The 19097-nt window shown below is 74.6% G+C and carries 18 protein-coding genes; 13 read left to right on the plus strand and 5 right to left on the minus strand.

The features are described 5' to 3' along the window. Positions 1–115: 115 nt before the first annotated feature. The gene (locus tag IW256_RS11185) at positions 116–1753 is read left to right on the plus strand and encodes a hypothetical protein (protein ID WP_197010893.1); all 1638 of its coding nucleotides are present in this window, start codon (positions 116–118) and stop codon (positions 1751–1753) included. On the opposite strand, the gene IW256_RS11190 is transcribed toward IW256_RS11185, so the two are convergent. Then, positions 1743–3092, minus strand: a complete 1350-nt coding sequence (locus tag IW256_RS11190; RefSeq protein ID WP_231403741.1) for an SDR family NAD(P)-dependent oxidoreductase — start codon at positions 3090–3092, stop codon at positions 1743–1745. The genes IW256_RS11185 and IW256_RS11190 overlap by 11 nt on opposite strands. A 74-nt stretch (positions 3093–3166) precedes the next feature. Here IW256_RS11190 and IW256_RS11195 point away from each other — a divergent pair, with 74 nt between their 5' ends. Next, positions 3167–3349 carry a hypothetical protein gene (locus IW256_RS11195; protein WP_197010894.1) on the plus strand — a complete coding sequence of 61 codons (183 nt, stop codon included), beginning with the start codon at positions 3167–3169 and terminating at the stop codon, positions 3347–3349. Positions 3350–3406: 57 nt separating this feature from the next. On the opposite strand, the gene IW256_RS11200 is transcribed toward IW256_RS11195, so the two are convergent. Further along, positions 3407–4534, minus strand: a complete 1128-nt coding sequence (locus IW256_RS11200) for a M20/M25/M40 family metallo-hydrolase (protein ID WP_197010895.1) — start codon at positions 4532–4534, stop codon at positions 3407–3409. Further along, entirely contained in the window at positions 4531–5541 is a 1011-nt protein-coding gene (locus IW256_RS11205; protein WP_307828841.1) for a LacI family DNA-binding transcriptional regulator, read from the minus strand. The genes IW256_RS11200 and IW256_RS11205 overlap by 4 nt, the downstream gene beginning before the upstream one ends. A gap of 200 nt (positions 5542–5741) precedes the next feature. Between IW256_RS11205 and IW256_RS11210 the strand changes: the two genes are divergently transcribed. The 9 genes from IW256_RS11210 to IW256_RS11250 all read left to right on the plus strand — a co-directional run bounded on the left by IW256_RS11210 (position 5742) and on the right by IW256_RS11250 (position 14315). Continuing rightward, entirely contained in the window at positions 5742–6617 is an 876-nt protein-coding gene (locus IW256_RS11210; RefSeq protein ID WP_197010896.1) for a BtpA family protein, read from the plus strand. Beyond that, positions 6614–7639, plus strand: a complete 1026-nt coding sequence (locus IW256_RS11215; RefSeq protein ID WP_197010897.1) for a carbohydrate kinase family protein — start codon at positions 6614–6616, stop codon at positions 7637–7639. The genes IW256_RS11210 and IW256_RS11215 overlap by 4 nt, the downstream gene beginning before the upstream one ends. After that, a complete protein-coding gene (locus IW256_RS11220) occupies positions 7636–8646 on the plus strand; it encodes a substrate-binding domain-containing protein (RefSeq protein ID WP_197010898.1) in 1011 nt (336 codons plus the stop codon). The genes IW256_RS11215 and IW256_RS11220 overlap by 4 nt, the downstream gene beginning before the upstream one ends. Before the next feature lie 3 nt (positions 8647–8649). Further along, a complete protein-coding gene (locus tag IW256_RS11225) occupies positions 8650–9399 on the plus strand; it encodes an ATP-binding cassette domain-containing protein (protein ID WP_231403743.1) in 750 nt (249 codons plus the stop codon). Positions 9400–9550: 151 nt separating this feature from the next. After that, on the plus strand, positions 9551–10582 hold the full coding sequence (locus tag IW256_RS11230; RefSeq protein ID WP_197010899.1) for an ABC transporter permease: 1032 nt from the start codon (positions 9551–9553) through the stop codon (positions 10580–10582). Between the two features lie 5 nt (positions 10583–10587). Next, positions 10588–11622 (plus strand): phosphotriesterase family protein, encoded by a 1035-nt coding sequence (locus IW256_RS11235; protein WP_197010900.1) that lies wholly within the window; start codon positions 10588–10590, stop codon positions 11620–11622. 63 nt (positions 11623–11685) lie between these two features. Next, positions 11686–12423 carry a glutamine amidotransferase gene (locus tag IW256_RS11240; protein WP_197010901.1) on the plus strand — a complete coding sequence of 246 codons (738 nt, stop codon included), beginning with the start codon at positions 11686–11688 and terminating at the stop codon, positions 12421–12423. Then, positions 12420–13049 carry a TenA family protein gene (locus IW256_RS11245; RefSeq protein ID WP_197010902.1) on the plus strand — a complete coding sequence of 210 codons (630 nt, stop codon included), beginning with the start codon at positions 12420–12422 and terminating at the stop codon, positions 13047–13049. The genes IW256_RS11240 and IW256_RS11245 overlap by 4 nt, the downstream gene beginning before the upstream one ends. A 123-nt stretch (positions 13050–13172) precedes the next feature. After that, on the plus strand, positions 13173–14315 hold the full coding sequence (locus tag IW256_RS11250) for a DUF6528 family protein (protein ID WP_197010903.1): 1143 nt from the start codon (positions 13173–13175) through the stop codon (positions 14313–14315). 45 nt (positions 14316–14360) lie between these two features. Here the strand turns inward: IW256_RS11250 and IW256_RS11255 are convergent, their stop codons facing one another. Then, positions 14361–15392 carry an ABC transporter substrate-binding protein gene (locus IW256_RS11255; RefSeq protein WP_197010904.1) on the minus strand — a complete coding sequence of 344 codons (1032 nt, stop codon included), beginning with the start codon at positions 15390–15392 and terminating at the stop codon, positions 14361–14363. 88 nt (positions 15393–15480) lie between these two features. Here IW256_RS11255 and IW256_RS11260 point away from each other — a divergent pair, with 88 nt between their 5' ends. After that, positions 15481–16476, plus strand: a complete 996-nt coding sequence (locus tag IW256_RS11260; protein ID WP_197010905.1) for a FecCD family ABC transporter permease — start codon at positions 15481–15483, stop codon at positions 16474–16476. Then, positions 16473–17561 (plus strand): FecCD family ABC transporter permease, encoded by a 1089-nt coding sequence (locus tag IW256_RS11265; RefSeq protein WP_197010906.1) that lies wholly within the window; start codon positions 16473–16475, stop codon positions 17559–17561. The genes IW256_RS11260 and IW256_RS11265 overlap by 4 nt, the downstream gene beginning before the upstream one ends. A gap of 7 nt (positions 17562–17568) precedes the next feature. Here IW256_RS11265 and IW256_RS11270 read toward each other — a convergent pair whose 3' ends face one another. Then, a complete protein-coding gene (locus tag IW256_RS11270) occupies positions 17569–19044 on the minus strand; it encodes a WS/DGAT/MGAT family O-acyltransferase (protein WP_231403745.1) in 1476 nt (491 codons plus the stop codon). Positions 19045–19097 lie beyond the last annotated feature (53 nt).

Raw genomic sequence — 19097 nt, forward strand, 5'->3', positions numbered from 1 at the left:
GATCACGCCCGGCGGTGACGAGTGGCCCGAGCGGGCGGCACCGCCGATGGCCTGCCACCGGGTGAGCCCGCCGTAGCCGTCGCGGGCGCGCGCCGGGTTCGTTACGGTTCGGCTGGTGACCCCCAAGATCCCCAACCGGATGACCAAGTCCCGCAAGGGCCACGTCACCCGGGCGCAGAACATCGCGCGCTGTACGGCCGGGCTGCTGCGGTTCGCCACCCCGGCGGAGATGGACGCGCTGCTCGGCCACCTGCCCGCCGCACGCGTCCGCCACGCCCTGCACAGTCACGGGACCCCCAACCGGGTCGTCGCCGAGGCCGTGCTCCGGCGGGGCAGGCGGGAGGAGCTGGACCGGCTCGTCGATGACGCGCTGCTGAACGACGGCCCGCCGACCCTGCTGGGCCGGCTGCTGGACCTGGACGACCCGGAGACCAACGCGTCGATCCTGGGCGCGGAGGGCGGGCTGACCCGGATCCCGCGCAACCTGCGCCGCCAGCTGGCCCACCAGACCTCGCGGCGGGACGGCGTCACGCCCGTCCCGCTGCCCGAGGGCATGCGCGAGCTGCTGATGGCCGGGCACCGGACGCCGGAGCCGCTCGACCACGCCCTCCTGCACGCGCAGGACCCCGACCTGGCCGGGACCGCGCTGCGCTTCCTGGGCGCGGGCGCCGATCCGCACGGTGCCGTACGGGCCTGCCGGACGCTGCTCGACGCCGGGCGCGGGCACGAGATCCGCGACCTGGTGGCGCGGGGCCTGCTGCCGGCCGACCGCTGGGGGCCGGACGGGAGCGAGCCCAGCGTGCTGGCGTACGCGCAGGCCGCGATCAGCGGAGAGGAGGGGGCGCGGCGGCTGCGGGAGCTGTCGGAGCGGGTGCGCCGGCCCGAGCTGCTGCGGACGGTCGCCGAGCTCGCCGACACCGGCTCCTGCGAACCGTGGCGGGGCGACCCGCCGCTGGTCCGGACGGTGGTGAACCGCCGCCACCCCGGCATCCCGCGCGTCGACTGGCACGCCGTCCTGGAGGACGAGCCCCGGCGGCGGGCCGCCGAGGGCCCCCTCCCGTACCGCGCGGCCGGGTTCATGGCCCGGCGCACCGACCTGCCGCTGGAGCTGAGCCGGATGGTGGCCGCCGACCATCCCGAACTGGCGGTGTTCATCAGCGACCCCGCCCCCGAGGTCCTCGCCGACCTGTGCGGGCAGGGCGCGCGTCCGGGCGCCGAGGTGCTGCTCAAGGTCGTCGGCAACGGCCTGGTCGCGGGCACGCTGACCCCCGAAGGGGTCGTCGCGACCCTGCCGGAGGAGGTGCTGGACGTGGTCGCGGAGTCGCTGTGGCTTCCGGCGGCGCGCGGCACCGCCGAGATCCGGGCGCTGCTCGGCCGGTCCGGGGACGTCGCGCTGGCCCCGTTCTTCGTGGACGAGACCGGGCACGGCCGGCGCCGGCTGCGCGACCCCGCCAAGGCGGCGCACTGGGATCCGGCCCGGGCCTACGGCGCGGAGGTGGCCGGGCTCCGGCGGCTGCGCGAGGGGCCCCCGCTGTCGGCCGACGACGTGCTCGACAAGGTGGAGGCCGACGCCGTCCTGGCCCCCACCGACGGCCTGCCCGACCCGCGGGTGCTGCGGCGGCTGGCCGAGCACGTCCACGAGCACCTGGGCGGCCGGCCAGAGGCGTGGCTGGTGGCGCTGAAGCTGCTGGAGGACGGCTTCGTCGGCTCGCTGCGCAAGCTGCTGGTGATCGCCGGAACGATCACCAGGTAGCGATCCGGTAGTCCTTGATCAGGCAGCCGTACGGCGGGGCGCCGTCGCGCTCGCCGCGGACGATCGGGTCGTAGACGCGGGCCGCGGCGTCCACCACGTCCAGGGGCGGCCGGAACCCGGCGGCGGTCCGGCGGTCCCGGTCGGGTTCGGGGTGCTGGTCGGTGAACCAGCCCGGGTCGACGCTGGTCAGGTAGACACCGCGGCCGGCCAGCTCGGACGCGCTGGTGTGGGTGAGCATGTTGAGCGCGGCCTTGGCCATGTTGGTGTGCGGGTGCTCGGGGCCCTTGTGGGGCCGGTCGAACCGCCCCTCGGCGGCGGAGACGTTCACGACGTACCGGCGGGGGAACGGGGAGCGCTCCAGCAGCGGGCGCAGCCGGCCCAGCAGCAGGAACGGCGCGGTCACGTTGATCAGCTGGACCTCCAGCAGCTCCACCGGGTCGACCTCGTGCACCAGCCGGGTCCAGGAGTTGACCGGGGAGGGGTCGGGCAGCATCCCCGCCACGTCCACGGCCCCCGGCCCGGCGGGGATCTCCAGGTCCGCGGGCAGCGCCAGGGGCGCCGCGGGCGCCGCCAGGGCGGGGGCGGCCCTCCCCTCGGCCTCCAGCAGCGCCGCGTACGACCCGGGCGGGTGGCGTAGTGTCTGGGCGGCGAGGTTCACCAGGATGTCCAGCGGCTCCCCGGACGCGACCCGCTCGTCGCACCAGCGCACCAGGGCCGGGACGTCGCGCAGGTCCAGCCCGGTGACGGTGAGCCGGTCCTGCCAGGAGCCGCGGTCGGGGACCTGGGCGAACCGGCGCCGCGCGTCCGCCGGGAAGCGGGTCAGCGCGGTCACCTCGGCGCCGTCCCGCAGCAGTTTCAGCACCAGCTCGAACCCGGCCTTCACCCGCCCGCCGGTGACGATCGCGCGCCGGCCGGTCAGGTCGGCGCGCGCGTGGCGGTGCTCGCGGTGCTCCCGCGCGCAGGGCGGGCAGAGCCGGTGGTAGTGCTCGTCGAGCTCGCTGAAACGGGCCTTGCAGACGTAGCAGGCGCGCAGGCTGCCGAGCCGTACCGGGACCGGAGACTCCTCCGGCTCCTCCGGCTCGTCCGGCTCGTCCGGCTCGTCGGGCGCGGCCAGCGGCGCGCCCTCCACGCGGTCACGGGAACCGGTCGCGGTCGCGGCCAGCAGGGCCGCGTCGGCCGCCGCGCGCCGCCGCCGCTCCAGCGCCCGGTCACGGACCCGGGTCCTTTTCACGAACGCGCTGACCGCCTTCCGGACCCGCTCCCGGTCCGGGTCGCCGTCCGGCGCGGAGGCCAGCTCGTCCAGCACCCGCAGGCAGGTCCGCACATCCTCGTCGCGCATGGGGGCCATCATCCCGCCGGTCCGGCACCGCTGGAAAATCCGGTGAAACCGGAAGGAACCGGTGTACTTGGCCCATGAGTACCGACGTCGTGCACCGCGTCCTCGCCAACGCCGAGCTTTGCCAGCTGCGCGAGCACGAGGAGACCGCCGCCCGGCCGGCCCCGCTGCTGCCGCCCAAGCTCAAGGCCACCTACCTGGTCGGCGCCGACCCCGACCGGCAGCGCTTCTGGACCGAGATCTTCACGTCCCTGGTGTGAGCGGCGCACCCGCCCGGGACGCGACCGGCCCGGCACGCGCCGGCCGGGGAACGGCCGTCAGGAACGGGAGCGCAGCAGGCGGTGCAGGGCCCCGGCGCACTCGACGATGTTGGCCACGGAGCAGGACTCGTCGGTGACGTGCGCCTGCTCGGCGTCTCCCGGCCCGTACACCACGACCGCCGGGCCGCCCAGCAGGTCCCGCAGGACCGAGGCGTCGGTGAAGAACGTCGCGTACGCGGGCGGGCGGGCCGAGGAGCCGGGGACCAGGGCCTCGAGGGCGTCGCCGAGCCCGGGAACGCCCGGGTCGGTGGCCACCCCGGGCAGGTCGAGCATCCGCTCGATCGCGATGTCCGGCCCGCACAGCCGGGCGATCTCGGCGACCGCCTCGTCCGAGCCGAAGCCCGGGACGGTCCGGATGTCCAGGCACATCTCGGCGTGGTCGGGGACCAGGTTGGGCTGCGCGCCGGAGTGGAAGGTGCCCACGTTCACCGTGGCCCGGCCGTGCGTGGGGCTCTCCGGCCAGCCCGCGTGGCCGTGCACGCGCAGCGCGGCGCCCGCCAGCGCGGCGATCGCGTTGCGTCCCAGCTCGGGACGCGAGCCGTGCGCGGAGACGCCCCGCGCGGTCAGCCGCAGCCAGAGGGCGCCCTTGTGCCCGAGGACGAGGGAGTTGCCGGTCGGCTCCGCCACGACGAGCAGCTCGGCCGGGACGAGACGGGACGGGTCGAGCAGCGCGGCGCCGTCGCAGCCGGTCTCCTCGCCGAAGGTGAACACCAGCTGCGGCCCGGTCGCCTCCGGGTGCTCGCGGGCGTGCCGCACCGCCGCGGCGACCTGCGCGGCCACCCCGGCCTTCATGTCGCTGGCGCCGCGCCCCAGCAGCCGCCCATCGCGGATCTCGCCGCTCATCGGGTCGAACGACCACTCCTCCGCGCGGGCCGGGACGGTGTCCAGATGGCCGGTGAAGGTGATCGCCGGGGTGCCCGGGCCGTACCGGGCGATCAGGTTGGCGCGGCCCGCGACCGGCTCGTCCACGTGGACCCGGAACCCGGCGGCGCCGAGGACGCCGGCGACCAGGTCGGCGGCCGGCCGCTCGCCGCCCGCGCGGGTGTCCAGCCGGACCAGCCGCCGCGCGAGATCGACGGCCTCGCGGTCCATCGCCGCGCCGTTCTCCGCCGCGGGGCCGGTCACGAGGTCCCCTCCGCGGAGCGGGTGCTGTCCCGGATCACCAGTGACGGGACCAGGGCGATGTGGGCGCAGGGGTCGCGCGGGGCACCGCCGGCCGCGGACTCCGCGGCGGCGGCCAGCAGCCGGACCGCCTCGGCGGCGATCCGGTCGCGGGGCTGGTCCACGGTGGTCAGCGCGGGCTCGCTCAGGCGCGCGAACTCGATGTTGTCGAACCCGGTCACCTGCACGCGCCCCGGGACGTCGATCCCGTGCGCCCGGCAGGCGCGGGTGACGCCGAGCGCGATCAGGTCGTCGGCGCACACGATCGCGTCGGGCAGCGTGTCCAGGCCGGCGAGCCGGGCCACCGCGGCCTCACCCCACTCGACGGTGTAGTCGTCCAGCAGGATCCACTCCTCCCGGACGGTCATGCCCCGTTCCCCGGCGCGGCGCCGGAAGCCCGCCAGCCGCTGCTCGGTGGAGGAGTTGGTCAGCCGGGACCCCACGAAGGAGGCCGAGCGGGCGCCGCCCGCGTACAGGTGATCGATCACCTGGCGCATCGCGGCGATGTCGTCCACGCCGACCCAGTCGGTGTCCGTCCCGCCGACGAACCGGTCCAGCTGGACCAGCGGCAGCCGGTCGGCGGTCTCCTGCACGGCGGCTCCGCTGGCGGTGCCGTGGCTGGGGCTGACGATGATGCCGTCCACGCTGCGGGCCACGAGGGAGGCCAGCCGGCGCGCCTCCACCTCGGGGTCGGACTGGGCGTCGCACAGGAACAGCTCCTTGCCCTCCCGGCCCAGCGCGTGCTCGACGCTCTCCACCAGCGAGGTGAAGAACGGGTTGGTGATGCTCGGGACGACCATGCCCACGGTGTCGGTACGGCTGTTGCGCAGAGCGCGCGCGATCGAGTTGACCTGGTAGCCCAGCTCCTCGGCGGTCCGCCGGACGCGGCGCCGCATCTCCGGCGACACCTGGCCGCGCCCCGACAGCACGCGGGACACCGTCGCGGTCGACACCCCGGCGTGCCGTGCCACCTCGGAGATGGTGACCCGGCCCTGACCTTGCCCCTCAGCCCGGTGCAATCGTTTACCTCCATGAAACGATCCGCAACCGGAACTTCATCGGTTGCCCCTTGCTCGCCTGAGTATAGGCCCTTGACTGCCTGCGGATATATACCTACGGTTCATTCCAACCTCGACTGCAATCGATTACAGCAACAGAGCGGAGAGACGGGATGACGGAGACCTCCGGGGGCGGACGCGGGCTGGGCGTCTTCCCGCCCAAGCCGAACGCGATCAAGGAACTGTTCGGCACCGCGAAGGCCCTCATCGGCGCCGTCCACCTGCCGCCGCTGCCGGGCAGCCCGCACTACGAGGGCGTCCCGCTCGACGAGATCTCCGCGTTCGCGGTCGAGGAGGCGCGCGGGTACCTCGGCAACGGGTTCCACGGCGTCATCGTCGAGAACCACTGGGACATCCCCTTCCTGAAGCCCGGCGAGCACGGGTACGAGACCGCCGCCTCGATGGCCGTGGTGACCCAGCGGGTGCGCGAGGCCACCGCCGGATCGGTCGGCGTCAGCGTCCTGTCCAACGCCGCCGAGTGCTCCATCGCCTCGGCCTGGGCGGGCGGCGCCGGGTTCGTCCGGGTCAACCAGTGGGCCAACGCCTACGTCGCCAACGAGGGCATCATCGAGGGCCAGTCCGCCAGGGCCACCCGCTACCGCAGCCGGATCGGCGCCAAGCCGGTCAAGGTCTTCGCCGACGTGCACGTCAAGCACGGCTCGCACTCCATCGTCGCCGACCGCTCGCTGGCCGAGCAGACCGAGGACGCGGAGTTCTTCGACGCCGACGTGCTGATCGCCACCGGCTCCCGCACCGGGGACGCGGCGGCCCTGGACGAGGTCGAGGGCATCGCCGCCGCCACCGTCCTGCCGGTGATCATCGGCTCCGGCATCAGCGCCGCCAACATCGGCGGGCTGCTGCCCGCCTGCGACGGCGTGATCGTGGCCTCCTCCGTCAAGGACAACGGCCGCTGGTGGGGCAGGGTCGACCCGGCCCGGGTGCGCGAGCTGGCCGGGGCCGCCCGCAAGGCCGGTGCCGAGCTTCCATGATCGTCTTCTGTGGCTACGCCAACAGCGACCTGACCGTCAGCGTGCCGGAACTGCCCGCCGCCGGCGCCCGCGTCCAGGCCACCCGGCTCGACCGGGGGGACGGCGGGATGGGCGCCAACGCCGCGGTGGCGGCGGCCCGGGCGGGCGCCGACGCGCGGTTCGCCGGGGTGGTGGGCGGCGACCCGCTGAGCGAGGCGTTCCTGAGCGCCCTGGCCGCGGACGGCGTGGAGGTGTCCTGGACGGCCCGTACCGGCGCCCTGACCACCTCGGTTATCCTGCTCACGCCGGACGGGGAACGTTCCATCATCAGCCAGGACGACGATCTGGGCACCGGCCATGTGACCCGGGTCGTCGACGCCGCGGCGGCGGCCGGGGCCGGCTGGCTCTACCTCGACGGCTACCGCTTCCCCGAGGCCGCGTCCGTGGTCGCCGGGGCCCGGGACGGGGGCGCCGGGGCGCCGCGCGTCCTGGTGGACCTGGACGGGGCCGACACGGCGGAGGCCGTGCGCGCGGCGCTGGCGGTCGCCGACCACGCGATCGTCGGCCGGGAGCAGGCGACCCGGCTGCTGGGCGGCGACGCCGCGCTCGCCGAGGCGGCCGCCGTCCACGCCGTGCACCTGGTCGTCACCGACGGGCCGCGAGGCTGGACGCTGCTGACCCCGTCGGGGGAACGGCACGACGGGCGCGCGATCAGCGTGACCACCGTGGACGCCACCGGCGCCGGCGACTGCTTCGCCGGCACCTACGGCGCCGAACTGGACCGCGGCGCGGCCCCGGTCGAGGCGGCCCGGTTCGCGGCCGTCGCGGCGGGCCTGTCGTGCACCAGGCCGGGCGCGCGGGACGGGCTGCCGCGCCGCGCCGCCGTCCTGGACTACCTGAACACCCACCGCCCCGAGACCGGTCACGCCGTGGCAGGTCACCCCGCAGACGCTCATCGTGAGCAGCCCCGCGCGGCCACCCCGCATCGCGCATCCGCCGGCGCCGAGGGACCCGAGGGACCCGAGGGAGAGGACCCAAGATGAAGAAGATGGTGACGGCCCTGGTCGCGCTCAGCCTGGCGGCCACGACCGTGGGCTGCGACGCCCAGGCCCGCAAGGAGACCGAGTCCGACCAGAAGGCGACGCAGGCGGGCCCGCCGCCGCCCGCCAAGGTCGCCCAGTCCTGCCAGGTGCAGGGCCGCGCGCCCAAGATCGGAATCGTCACGATCAACCTGCAGGCGCTGTTCTTCAACCAGATCAACACCGGTGCCAAGGCGGTCGCCGACAAGGCCGGCGCCCAGGTGCAGATCGTCAACGGCAACGACGACGCCACCGCCCAGGCCAACGCCATCGACGACCTGGTGGCCAACAAGTACGACGCGATCATCGTGGACGCCATCGACACCGAGGGCATCAAGCCCGCCGTCCGCCGCGCGCACGCGGCCGGCGTCCCGGTCGTCGCGGTGGACGCCACGGTCAAGGACCCGGCGGTCTCCACCCAGGTCGGCGTCGCCAACGCCGAGGGCGGCCGGCAGCTGGGCGACTTCCTGCTCAAGCTCAGCGGCGGCAAGGGCGACATCGGCGTCGTCGGCGCGCTCAACAGCACCATCCAGCTGGAGCGGCAGAAGGGCTTCACCGACACCGTCACCGCCAAGGGCATGAAGATCAAGACGGTGGTGGACGGCCGCAACATCCAGGAGAACGCGCAGAACGCCGCCGAGAACCTCCTCACCGGCAACCCGGACCTGCCCTACGCCTACGCCACCGGCGAGCCCGCGCTGATCGGCCTGGCCGCCGCGGTCGGCTCGCAGCAGCGCACCGGCAACATCAAGGTCGTCGGCTGGGACCTGTCCTCCCAGGCGGTCGACGGGCTGCGGGCCGGCTGGATCGTCGGCGTCGTCCAGCAGAACACCTTCAGGTTCGGCCACGAGGCCATGAACGCCGCGATCGACCTGGCCTGCGACCGGCCCTCGCCCAAGGACGTCCCGGTCCCCACGCAGATCGTGACGCCGCAGAACGTGCAGGACTACCTGTACTACCTCGGGAAGTGAGCGATGAGTGACACACCGCTGGTGAGCCTGCGCGGCATCACCAAGTCCTTCGGGGCGGTGAAATCCCTGCAGGGCGTCGACCTGACCCTGCGGCCGGGGGAGGTCCTCGGCCTGGTCGGCGACAACGGCGCGGGCAAGTCCACGCTGATGAAGGTCCTGGCCGGGGCGCTGCGGCACGACTCGGGGACGATCGCCATCGACGGCCGCGAGGTCCGTTTCACCAGCCCCGCCGACGCCCGCGCCGAGCGGATCGGGATCGTCTACCAGGACCTGGCGCTGTGCGACACCCTCGACGTCGCGCACAACCTGTTCCTGGGGCGCGAGCCGCGGCGCGGCCCGTTCATCGACCGCCGCAGGATGCACCACCAGGCCGCCGAGATGCTGTCGGACCTGCACGTGCGGGTGCGCTCCACGCACCAGGAGATCGGCCACCTGTCCGGCGGGCAGCGGCAGGCGGTGGCGATCGCGCGGGCGGTCTCCTTCCAGCCGCGGGTGCTGATTCTGGACGAGCCCACCGCCGCGCTGGCGGTCGCGGAGGTCCGCCAGGTGCTGAGCATGATCCGCCGGGTCGCCCGGCAGGGCGTGGGGGTCATCCTGATCACCCACCGGCTGCAGGACCTCTTCGAGGTCTGCGACCGGATCACCGTGATGTACGAGGGCCGCAGCGTGGAGGACGAGGCCGTCGCCGACCTGGACATCGAACGGCTGGTCGGCATGATCACCAGGACGAACGCGGAAGGTTCGGCGGCATGACCGAGCGCAGCGAGGGCATGAGCGCCTGCTTGTGCCGGGGGGTGTGGGGGGTCGGCCCCCCACAGGGAGGACGCATGACCGAGCGCAGCGAGGGCATGAGCGCCTGCTTGTGCCGGGGGGTGTGGGGGGCCGCCCCCCACGGGGAGGACGCATGACCGAGCGGAGCGTGGAGACCACCGTCCGGAGCGGCGGCACCGTGACGGCCTCCGAGCCGAGCCTGTGGGAACGTGCCAACAAGGCGACGCTGGCGATGGCCGCCGTCACCGCGCTGGTGTTCGCCGGGTTCGGCCTGGCCGCCGACAACTTCCTCACCTTCGGGAACCTGTCCAACCTGGCCACCCAGGTGGCGATCACCCTGATCGTCGCGGTGGCGATGACGTTCGTGATCAGCACCGGCCAGATCGACCTGTCGGTGGGGTCCACGGTCGCGTTCGTCGCCGTGACCACCGCCGAGCTGCTGCGCGCGGGGTGGGACTCCTCCCTGGTCATCGTGGCGGGGCTGGCGGCCGGGCTGTTCTGGGGCGCGGTCAACGGCTGGCTGTCGGCGTACCAGAAGATCCCGCCGTTCATCGTCACGCTCGCCACCATGTCGGTGATCCGGGGCCTGGCACAGCTGTGGACGCAGGGATTCTCGGTCCCGATCGACAAGCGGCTGCTGGTGGCCAGGATCGGGGAGGCGGAGTTCCTCGGCTTCTCGGTGCTGGCCTGGATCGCGCTGGCCGTGGTGGTCGTGGGCGCGGTGGTGCTGTCCAGGATGCGGTTCGGCATCTACGTCAACGGCATCGGCTCCCAGGAGGAGTCGGTGCGCCGGGCGGGCGTGAACACCGACCGGATCAAGATGATCACGCTGATGCTCACCGGGGTGGCCGCCGGCGCGGCGGGCATCCTCACCGCCGCCCGGCTCGGCTCGGGCTCGGCCAACTCCGGCGAGATGTTCGAGCTGACCGTGATCACCGCGGTGGTGCTGGGCGGGACCAACCTGTTCGGCGGGCGCGGCACGGTCGTCGGCACCATCATCGGCGCCGTGATCACCGGGGTGATCGCCAACGGGCTGACCCTGCTGGGCGTGAGCCCGTTCCTGACGCCGATCATCACCGGCCTGGTGCTGATCGCCGCCATCTGGATCAACCTCCGCGGCCGTACGGTCTCCGACCTGTTCGCCCATCTGGGCCGAAGTCGATGACGAGCGTGACGACGGTGACCGGCCCCGTCCCCGCGGCGGGGCTCGGTCTCACCCTGACCCACGAGCACCTGTGGAACGACGTGCGCGCGGCGGTGACCCCGCCGGCCGATCCCGAGCTGGGCTTCCTGCGGGACGCCCTGACCTCCGCCGACCTGGCCTGGCTGCTGCGGGAGAACCCCTACGCCTGCCTGGACCACTGCGTGCTGGACGACACCGGCGCGATGCTGGCGGACCTGGCCGCCTTCGCGGGATCGGGCGGCGGCACGGTCGTGGACGTCACCCCGGCGGGCCTGGGCCGCGACCCCCGGGTGCTGCGCTCCCTGTCCGAACGCAGCGGGGTGCGCGTCGTCATGGGGTCGGGCTGGTACCTGGAGCGGTTCCATCCGCCGCACCTGTCCTCGGCCTCGGAGCGGGACCTGGCCGCCGAACTGGTGGCGGAGTTCACCGGGGGCGCGGACGGCACGGGCATCGCGCCGGGCGTGATCGGGGAGATCGGCGTCTCCGCGGACTTCACCCCGGCCGAGCGTCACGCGCTGCGCGCGGCGGCCCGCGCCCAGCGCGAGACGGGCGTTCCCCTCTACATCCACCTGCCCGGCTGGCGGCGCCGCGCCCACGAGGTGCTCGACATCGTCCTGGGCGACTACGGCGTGCCGCCCGGTGCCGTGGTCCTGTGCCACATGGACCCCTCGGGCGACGACCCCGGCTACCAGAACGCGGTGGCCGACCGGGGCGTGTGGCTGGAGTTCGACATGATCGGGATGCCGTACCTGTATCCCGGCGAGGGCCAGTCCCCGGCGCCGCACGAGACCGCGCGGGCGGTGGCCGGGCTCATCGGACGGGGGCACGCGCGGCGGCTGCTGCTGAGCCACGACGTCTTCCTCAAGGGCATGCTCACCCGGTACGGCGGCAACGGCTTCCGCTACGTGCCGACCCTGTTCGTCCAGCGCCTGGCCGGTCTCGGCGTCGCTCCCGAGACCGCCCACGACCTGCTGCGGGGCAACCCGGCCCGGCTGTTCGAGGCGGCCGCGTCCGGGGGCTGAGCCCCGCGTCCTCCAGCGCCGCCCGGCGCGATTGTTCCCGACAGTGCCACGAAGGAGTTCCCCATGAGCCGCGTCCTGATCGCAGGCGAGAGCTGGGTCACCCAGTCCACCCACATCAAGGGCGTGGACCACTTCACCACCAGCTCGTACGTCGTCGGCGTCGAGCCGTTGCGCAAGGCCCTGGAGAGCCGCGGCCACGAGGTGGTGCACCTGCCCGCGCACCTGGTCCCCGCCGAGTTCCCCGCCGACCTCTCCGGGTACGACGTCGTCGTCCTCTCCGACATCGGCGCCAACTCCCTCCAGCTCGCCCCCGAGGTGTTCGAGCGGGCGCGGGCGGGCGCCGACCGGCTCGCGGCGCTCCGCGCGTGGGTCTCCGCCGGCGGCGGGCTCCTCATGATCGGCGGTTACCTGTCCTTCACCGGCTTCGAGGGCAAGGCGGCGTTCCGCAACACCGTCCTGCACGAGGTGCTGCCGGTCGAGCTGCTCGCCGAGGACGACCGGGTCGAGCTGCCCGCGGGCGCCGCGGCCGCCGTGACCGACCCGTCCCACCCCGCGCTGGGCGGGGTCAGCGGGGCCTGGCCGGACCTGCTCGGCTACAACCGGGTGCGCCCGCGGGCCGCGACGAAGGTCCTGGCCACGCTGAACGAGGACCCGCTGGTGGCGGTCGCCGAGTACGGCCGGGGGCGTTCGGCGGTGTTCACCTCCGACTGCTCGCCGCACTGGGCCCCCACCGAGTTCTGCGAGGACTGGGACGGCTACGCCCGCGTCTTCGGCGGCCTGGTCGAATGGCTGGCCGCGTGAGCCCCCGTTCGCGGTGGCTCCTGGACGAATGCGCCGGCGCCCTGGACCGCGCCCTGGGGATGCGCTTCGTCCGGGAGGTCGGCGGCGGCGTGATCGGCGACCAGGCGTACGCCGACTACCTGCGGATCGAGGAGGAGTTCGTCGAGACGGCCACCCGCCTGCACGGCCTGGCGGTCTGGGACGCGCCCGACCGCGAGGCCCTGGAGCGCAACGCCCGTGCCGTCCACGCCCTCACGACCGAGCAGGTGGACTACTTCCGCGCGGCCAGGGCGGCCTGGCCGGTCCGGTCGGACCTGTCGGGCGCCGCGCTCGTCCAGGCCGGCCGCCTCTCCGAGTTCGCCCTGGACGCCGCGCGCTCCGGGGGGTACGCGGCGGTGACCACGACCCTGTTCGCCGCCGAGACCCTCTACCTCACCTGGTGCACGCGGGCGCACGAGGGGGGCGCGGTGCCGCCGGGGCCGATCGCCGACTGGGTCGCCCTGCACGCCCGCGACCCGTTCCGCTCGGGGGTGGCGGCGCTGGCCGCGCAGGTCGACACGCTCACCGTGCCGGGTTCCGTGCTGGCGGGCTGGTTCACCGGCATGCTGGACGCCGAGGTCGCGTTCCACGACGCGATCTACGTGTGAGGCGCCGGGCCGGGCGCGGACACCTTTCCGTGCCCGTCGCCCATTGATCACGTTCCGGCCCGGCTCTCGCCACCTGCGGTGGGGACGACGCTCCTCGCACGCCGTCCACCGCGGGAGCCGTCCATGCTGCGCAACGCCTTGACCGTACTCGCCGGTACCTTCCTGGGCACCGCCGTCCTGACGGCCCCGGCCCAGGCCGCGGTCCCGGCGGCCCGTCTGTTCCCGACGCCGACCAGGCCGGGCACTCCGAACAGTCCGAGCGCTCCGAGCACTCCGGGTAATCCGGACTCGCCGGAGGTGCCGCCGGGATTCGTCCCGCGTACCGACCCGCTCCCCGCCGGGCTGCGGGCGTCGCTGGCCACTCCGGCCAGGCCCGGCGGCAAGGCCGCGGGCCTGGTCATCGGCGGCGATCAGGGCAGCCGCCGGGTGGTCGTCATGAACGCGCGCACCCGGGCCTGGACGGCCGAGTCCGCGAAGTGGTCCTGGGCCCCCGGGGTGGCCAACGGCTTCGGCGACGTGGTGGCCGGATGGGGGCTGCCGTCCGACGTGCGGGTCCGTGCCGCCAAGGGGAAGAGGTACGTGCTCGCCGCGGACTCCAAGGGCTTCCTCGGGGCGGTCGCCTACCCCTCGGGGAGGCGGCTGTGGGCCACCGACACCGGTGTCCTGAGCAACCCCCACGCGGTCGAGCTGCTCCCCAACGGCAACGTCGCCGCCGCCGCGAGCACGGGCGGCTGGATCCGCGTGTACGCCGCGTCGCGGGGGCCCCACTCCCACGTCCACGCCGAGTACAGGCTGAGGGGCGGGCACGGCGTCCTGTGGGACCCGCGGCGCAAGGTCCTGTGGGCCCTCGGTGACGGCCATCTCGTCAGCCTCAAGGTGGGCGGGACGGCGGGCCGGCCCACCCTCACCGAGCACGGCAGGGTGGCCCTGCCCAGCCACGGCGGCCACGACCTGGCGCCCGTCTACGGGAACCGGGACCGGCTCTGGGTCACCACCAACCACGGCGTCTACCACTACAAGAAGTCGGCGAGATCCTTCACGACGGCGTACCGGCACGCCGGGAGCGTCGACGTGCCGATCGTCAAGGCGGTGGGCGACCACCCCCGCACCAAGCAGGTCGTGCTGACCAGGCCCAGCGCCGGGTGCGCCACGACGTGGTGCACCGACACCGCCGAGTTCTTCGGCGGGGGCCGCAGGGCCGCCGTCCGTACCCTCAAGGGCGCCCAGTTCTACAAGGTCCGCTGGTTCGCCCCCGCCTACCAGTGACCCGGCTGCCGCCGGCCGGCCCCGGTGCGATCGGCGCGGGGCCGGTCAGCCGGCCTTCTTGGCCGTACGGACGGTCTTCGCCAGATCCTCCAGGATCGGGGCGCAGCCCGCGTAGGAGAAGCGCGGCTCGGGCTGCCAGGGCACGACCTGCCCGGCCTTGACCGCGGGCAGGTCGCGCCAGGCGGGCTTGGCGGCCAGGTCCTTGGGCTGCAGGGCCTGGGTGCGGCTGTCGAGCAGGATCACATCGGCCCGGTACTTGCCGGCGTTCTCCCAGCTCAGCTCCTCGAAGTAGCCTTCCTTGCTCACCTTGTCCGGCACGATCAGGTCGACGCCCAGCTCCTTGAAGAAGATCAGGTCGGTGTTCTTCCCCGGGTTGGAGGCGTAGAAGAGGTCGGGGCTGCCGGAGGCGGCCAGCACCTTCAGCCCGCCCCTGGCCCGGGCGGCGGCCCGCAGCTCCTCGGCGGCCTTCTCGAAGCGGGCCTTGGCCTGCGTGACCTTGGGGGCGTTCAGGTCGGCGCCCAGCGCGGCGGCCAGCGCCGCGTACCGCTCGATCGGCCTGCGCAGCGACACCGCCCCGGTGGAGATGCCCAGCGAGGGGGCCAGCGCGAAGATCTTGTCCTTGCTCTCGGCCGGGACGTAGAAGAGGTCCTTGCCCACGAACACGTGGTCGACCAGCAGCTCGGGCCGGAGCCCGGCGTACTTCTCGATGTTGAACTCGCCGTAGGCGTTGCCGATGATCGTCAGCCGGTCCACCGGGACCTCGCCGACCTGGGGGTCCGGCGAGCCGTCGGCGCGCTTGGCCGGGCCGTACACGCCGACGATGCGGTCGGTGACGCCGAAGTCGTACAGGGCGGCGGCCGACCCGACGTAGGCCACCACCCGCCGGGGCGGGGCCTTCAGGGCGGCCCGCTCGCCGCGGTCGTCGGTGAAGGTCCAGGCGCCGCCCTCCGCCGCGGCGGTGTCCCCGCCGTCTTCGCCGCAGGCTCCGAGCAGGGCGCCGAGAGCGGCGGCGCCGCCCGCGGCCAGCAGGCCGCGCCGGGAGAGGGTGGACAGCGGGGGGATGGGGGCCTGCGGCATTGGAGCGTTCCTCCTGGAAGAGACGGTGATCGCGGATTAGGTTAACCTAACCTAAGTTGTTGTCCAGAGATCGGGATCACGTTCCCCCATGAGCCCTCCTGGTTCCCTCCGCGCGGCCGGGCTGCCGATCGCCGTCGCCGTGCTCCTCGCCGTCGTCCTGCTCAGCCTGGCGGTGGGCGCCCGCCCCCTGGCCCCGTCCCAGGTCTGGCGCGGCCTGTTCGAGGCCGGATCGGAGGGCTACACCGTCGTCCACCAGATGCGGCTCCCGCGCACGCTGCTGGGCCTGCTGGCGGGTACGGCGCTCGGCCTGGCCGGAGCCGTGATGCAGGCGGTGACCCGCAACCCCCTCGCCGACCCGGGCCTGCTCGGCATCAGCGCGGGGGCGTCGGCGGCGGTGGTGTCGGCGATCTCCTTCCTCGGCGTCGCGTCCTTCACCGGATACGTGTGGTTCGCGTTCGCGGGCGCCGGGGCCGTGGCGGTCCTGCTGTACGCGGTCGGCGGCGGGCGCGCCGCCACCCCCGCCCGCCTGGCGCTGGCCGGCGCGGCGCTCAACGCCGCGCTCTACTCCTACGTCAACGCGGTGCAGCTGCTCGACACCGCGTCGCTCGACCGGATGCGGTTCTGGACGGTCGGGTCGCTGGCCGCCGCGCATCCCGCCACGGTCCAGCGGATGGCGCCGTTCATCGCCGTCGGCGTGGTGCTGGCACTGGCGCTGGCCCGCCCCTTGAACGCGCTGGCCATGGGGGAGGACGCCGCCCGCGCGCTGGGCGCCGGCCCCGCCCGTACCCGCGCCGTGGCGATCGTGGCCGTGACGCTGCTGTGCGGGGCGGCCACCGCCGCCTGCGGGCCCATCGTGTTCCTCGGCCTGATGGTGCCGCACGCGGTGCGCGCGCTGACCGGGCCGGACCTGCGCTGGGTGCTGCCCTACTCGGCGGTCCTGGCGCCCGCGCTCATGCTGGCCGCGGACGTGCTCGGCCGGGTCGCCGCCCGGCCCTCGGAGATCCAGGTAGGAGTGATCACCGTGGTCCTCGGCGGGCCGCTGTTCCTCGCGCTCGTCCGGGGGAGGCGGGTGGCCGCGTCATGAAGGGCACCTCCGCGCCTCCCCCCGGACGGCCCGCCACGCGGCGCCCTTCGCGGCTTCCCCTGCGGCCCCACACACGGCCTCCCTCGCGGTACACGCCGCGCGCCGCCGCGGTCACCGTGGCCTGCGCGCTGGTCGCGTCCGGGGTCGGCGTGCTGCTCATCGGCGGCGGCGACTACCCGATGCCGCCCGGCGCCGTGCTGCGGGCCCTGCTGGGCGGCGGCGGCCCCGCCGAGACGTTCATCGTGCACGAACTGCGGCTGCCCCGCGTCGCGACCGCGCTGGCCGCGGGCGCGGCGCTGGGCCTGGCCGGGGCGGTCTTCCAGTCGCTGGCCCGCAACCCGCTCGGCAGTCCCGACCTGCTCGGCCTCACCCAGGGCGCGGCCACCGGCGTGCTCCTCACCATCGTCCTGGCGGGCGGCGCCGGCAGCCTGGCCGTGGCCGGCGGCGCGGCCGGCGGCGGGCTGGCGGCCGGGCTGGTGATCTACGCGCTCACCGGCCGGAACGGCCTGCACGGCACCCGGCTGGTGCTCACCGGCATCGGCGTCGCGGCGATCCTGACCGGGGTGAACGGCTACCTGATCACCCGGGCGCAGATCACCGAAGCGGCCCGCGCCGTGCTGTGGCTGACCGGCAGCCTGGACGGGCGCGACTGGGGCGACGCGGGACCGCTGCTGGCGGCGCTGGCCGTCCTGGCGCCGGTCGTGATCGCCGGCTGCGGCCGCTCGCTGCGGATGCTGGAGCTGGGCGACGACGCCGCGCACGCCCTCGGGACGCCGGTGGGACGCGTCCGGCCGGTCCTGCTCGCCGCGGCGGTCCTGCTGGCGGCCCTCGCCGCCGCGGCGGCCGGGCCCGTCGCGTTCGTCGCGCTCACCGCGCCGCGGCTGGCCGCCGCGCTCACCCGCGCGCCCGGCCCGAACCTGCTCCCCGCGACGGTCATGGGCGCCGCGCTGATGGTGACGGCCGACCTCGCCGGTCAGCGGCTCTTCCCCGGCCACCAGCTCCCGGTCGGTGTGGTGACCGGCCTGGTGGGCGGCGGCTACCTGCTCTGGCTGCTGGCCGCCCAGCGCAGGACCGGGCGGATCTGACGGCGCCTCACGCGGCCTCCGCGAGCCCGACCAGCTCGTCGAAGCCGCCGCGGATGCCCTGGGCGAGCGCGTCCAGGTCGGGCATCCCGTCGAAGTCGCCGGTCAGCCCGAACGTGACCCGCCCGCGGTAGGAGAAGACCGCCACCCCCGACCGGATGCCCGCCGCCAGCGGCACGAACGGGTACAGCCCGACCAGCCTCCGCCCCAGCACGTACAGCGGGAAGTCCGGGCCGGGGACGTTGGTCACCACGGTCTGCACCAGCGGCTGGTTCTGGCTGAGCGCGTACCGCGACCCGAGCGCCATCAGCGTCGGGGCGAACCCGGCCAGCCGGGCCAGGGCCTCCCCGCCCGCCGCCTGGTGGGTGCGCTTCACGTCGTTCATCTGCCGCCGGATCTCGAACAGCCGGCGGCGCGGATCGTCCTCGCCCACCGGCAGGTCGACCAGGACGCCCGACACCCGGTTGCGGACCGCGCCGCGCTCGTCCTCGCCCCGCACCGACACCGGCACCAGCGCCCGGACCCGCCCGCCCGGCTCCAGCTCGCCCCGCCCCTCCAGCACCACCCGGTACCCATGGGTGACCGTGGCCAGGATGACGTCGTTCACCGTCCCGCCGAACGCCTTGCGGACGAGCCGGATCTCGTCCATCTCGGCATGCGTCCACATCCAGCGGCGATGCGGGCCGATCGGCCCGTTGAGCGAGCCGGTCGTGGGACGCGCGATCCGCCCCAGGACCCTGGGCACCTCGATGCCCAGCCCGCGCAGCGTCGCGGGGCTGGTGAGGCGGCGGGCCAGGCCCGGCAGCCCGGCGATCCCCCGCAGCGGCTCGGTGACCACGTCGCGTACGGCCTCGGTCAGCAGGGCCTCCGGCGAGGGCTCGGGCCGTGCCGCGGGCAGCTCGGCCGGCGTGCCCGGCCCGGCGTCGGGGGTGACGTCGAACAGGGCGGTCAGCAGGTCCACCCCGCCGACCCCGTCGACCACGCAGTGATGCACCTTGGTGATCGCCGCCCAGGACCCGTCCTCCAGCCCCTCGACCAGCCAGATCTCCCACAGCGGCTTGGCCGGGTCCAGCCGCTGGGACAGCACCCGGCCGGCCAGGTTGCGCAGCTGCTCGGGCCCTCCGGGCGCGGGCACGGCGGTGTGCCGTACGTGGTACAGGATGTTGAAGTGCGGGTCGTCGACCCAGACGGGCCGCCCCAGGTGCAGCGGCACCGTGCGGACCCGCTGCCGGTAGCGCGGGATGCCGGCCAGCTTGGAGAGCAGCTTGCGCACCAGGTCCCCGTACGACGGCGCCGGGCCCTCGAACACCGTCACCGAGGCGATGTGCAGGGGAGTGTTCTCCGACTCGGCGAAGAAGAAGCCGGCGTCCAGGCCGTCCATCCGCTCCCACCCGCCGGACGTGCCGGACGGGGCGTCCCGCGGGCCGCCCTGCGGGGCGTCGCGGGGCTCGTCGTGCGTGGCGTCACGCGCGCCGTCTCGTGCCATGGCCGCACCATCCTGTCGTCGCGGGGAGCGGGCTCGTCAGGGGACTTCCCGGC

The sequence above is a fragment of the Actinomadura viridis genome (assembly GCF_015751755.1).
Lineage (GTDB): Bacteria > Actinomycetota > Actinomycetes > Streptosporangiales > Streptosporangiaceae > Spirillospora > Spirillospora viridis.

Bases quoted from the DNA above. Each gene is read 5' to 3' on its own strand.
- IW256_RS11215 (WP_197010897.1), top strand. From the start codon at position 6,614: ATGATCGTCTTCTGTGGCTACGCCAACAGCGACCTGACCGTCAGCGTG.
- IW256_RS11190 (WP_231403741.1), bottom strand. From the start codon at position 3,092: ATGCGCGACGAGGATGTGCGGACCTGCCTGCGGGTGCTGGACGAGCTG.
- IW256_RS11195 (WP_197010894.1), top strand. From the start codon at position 3,167: ATGAGTACCGACGTCGTGCACCGCGTCCTCGCCAACGCCGAGCTTTGC.
- IW256_RS11240 (WP_197010901.1), top strand. From the start codon at position 11,686: ATGAGCCGCGTCCTGATCGCAGGCGAGAGCTGGGTCACCCAGTCCACC.
- IW256_RS11210 (WP_197010896.1), top strand. From the start codon at position 5,742: ATGACGGAGACCTCCGGGGGCGGACGCGGGCTGGGCGTCTTCCCGCCC.
- IW256_RS11250 (WP_197010903.1), top strand. From the start codon at position 13,173: ATGCTGCGCAACGCCTTGACCGTACTCGCCGGTACCTTCCTGGGCACC.
- IW256_RS11265 (WP_197010906.1), top strand. From the start codon at position 16,473: ATGAAGGGCACCTCCGCGCCTCCCCCCGGACGGCCCGCCACGCGGCGC.
- IW256_RS11220 (WP_197010898.1), top strand. From the start codon at position 7,636: ATGAAGAAGATGGTGACGGCCCTGGTCGCGCTCAGCCTGGCGGCCACG.
- IW256_RS11255 (WP_197010904.1), bottom strand. From the start codon at position 15,392: ATGCCGCAGGCCCCCATCCCCCCGCTGTCCACCCTCTCCCGGCGCGGC.
- IW256_RS11260 (WP_197010905.1), top strand. From the start codon at position 15,481: ATGAGCCCTCCTGGTTCCCTCCGCGCGGCCGGGCTGCCGATCGCCGTC.
- IW256_RS11225 (WP_231403743.1), top strand. From the start codon at position 8,650: ATGAGTGACACACCGCTGGTGAGCCTGCGCGGCATCACCAAGTCCTTC.
- IW256_RS11270 (WP_231403745.1), bottom strand. From the start codon at position 19,044: ATGGCACGAGACGGCGCGCGTGACGCCACGCACGACGAGCCCCGCGAC.
- IW256_RS11230 (WP_197010899.1), top strand. From the start codon at position 9,551: ATGACCGAGCGGAGCGTGGAGACCACCGTCCGGAGCGGCGGCACCGTG.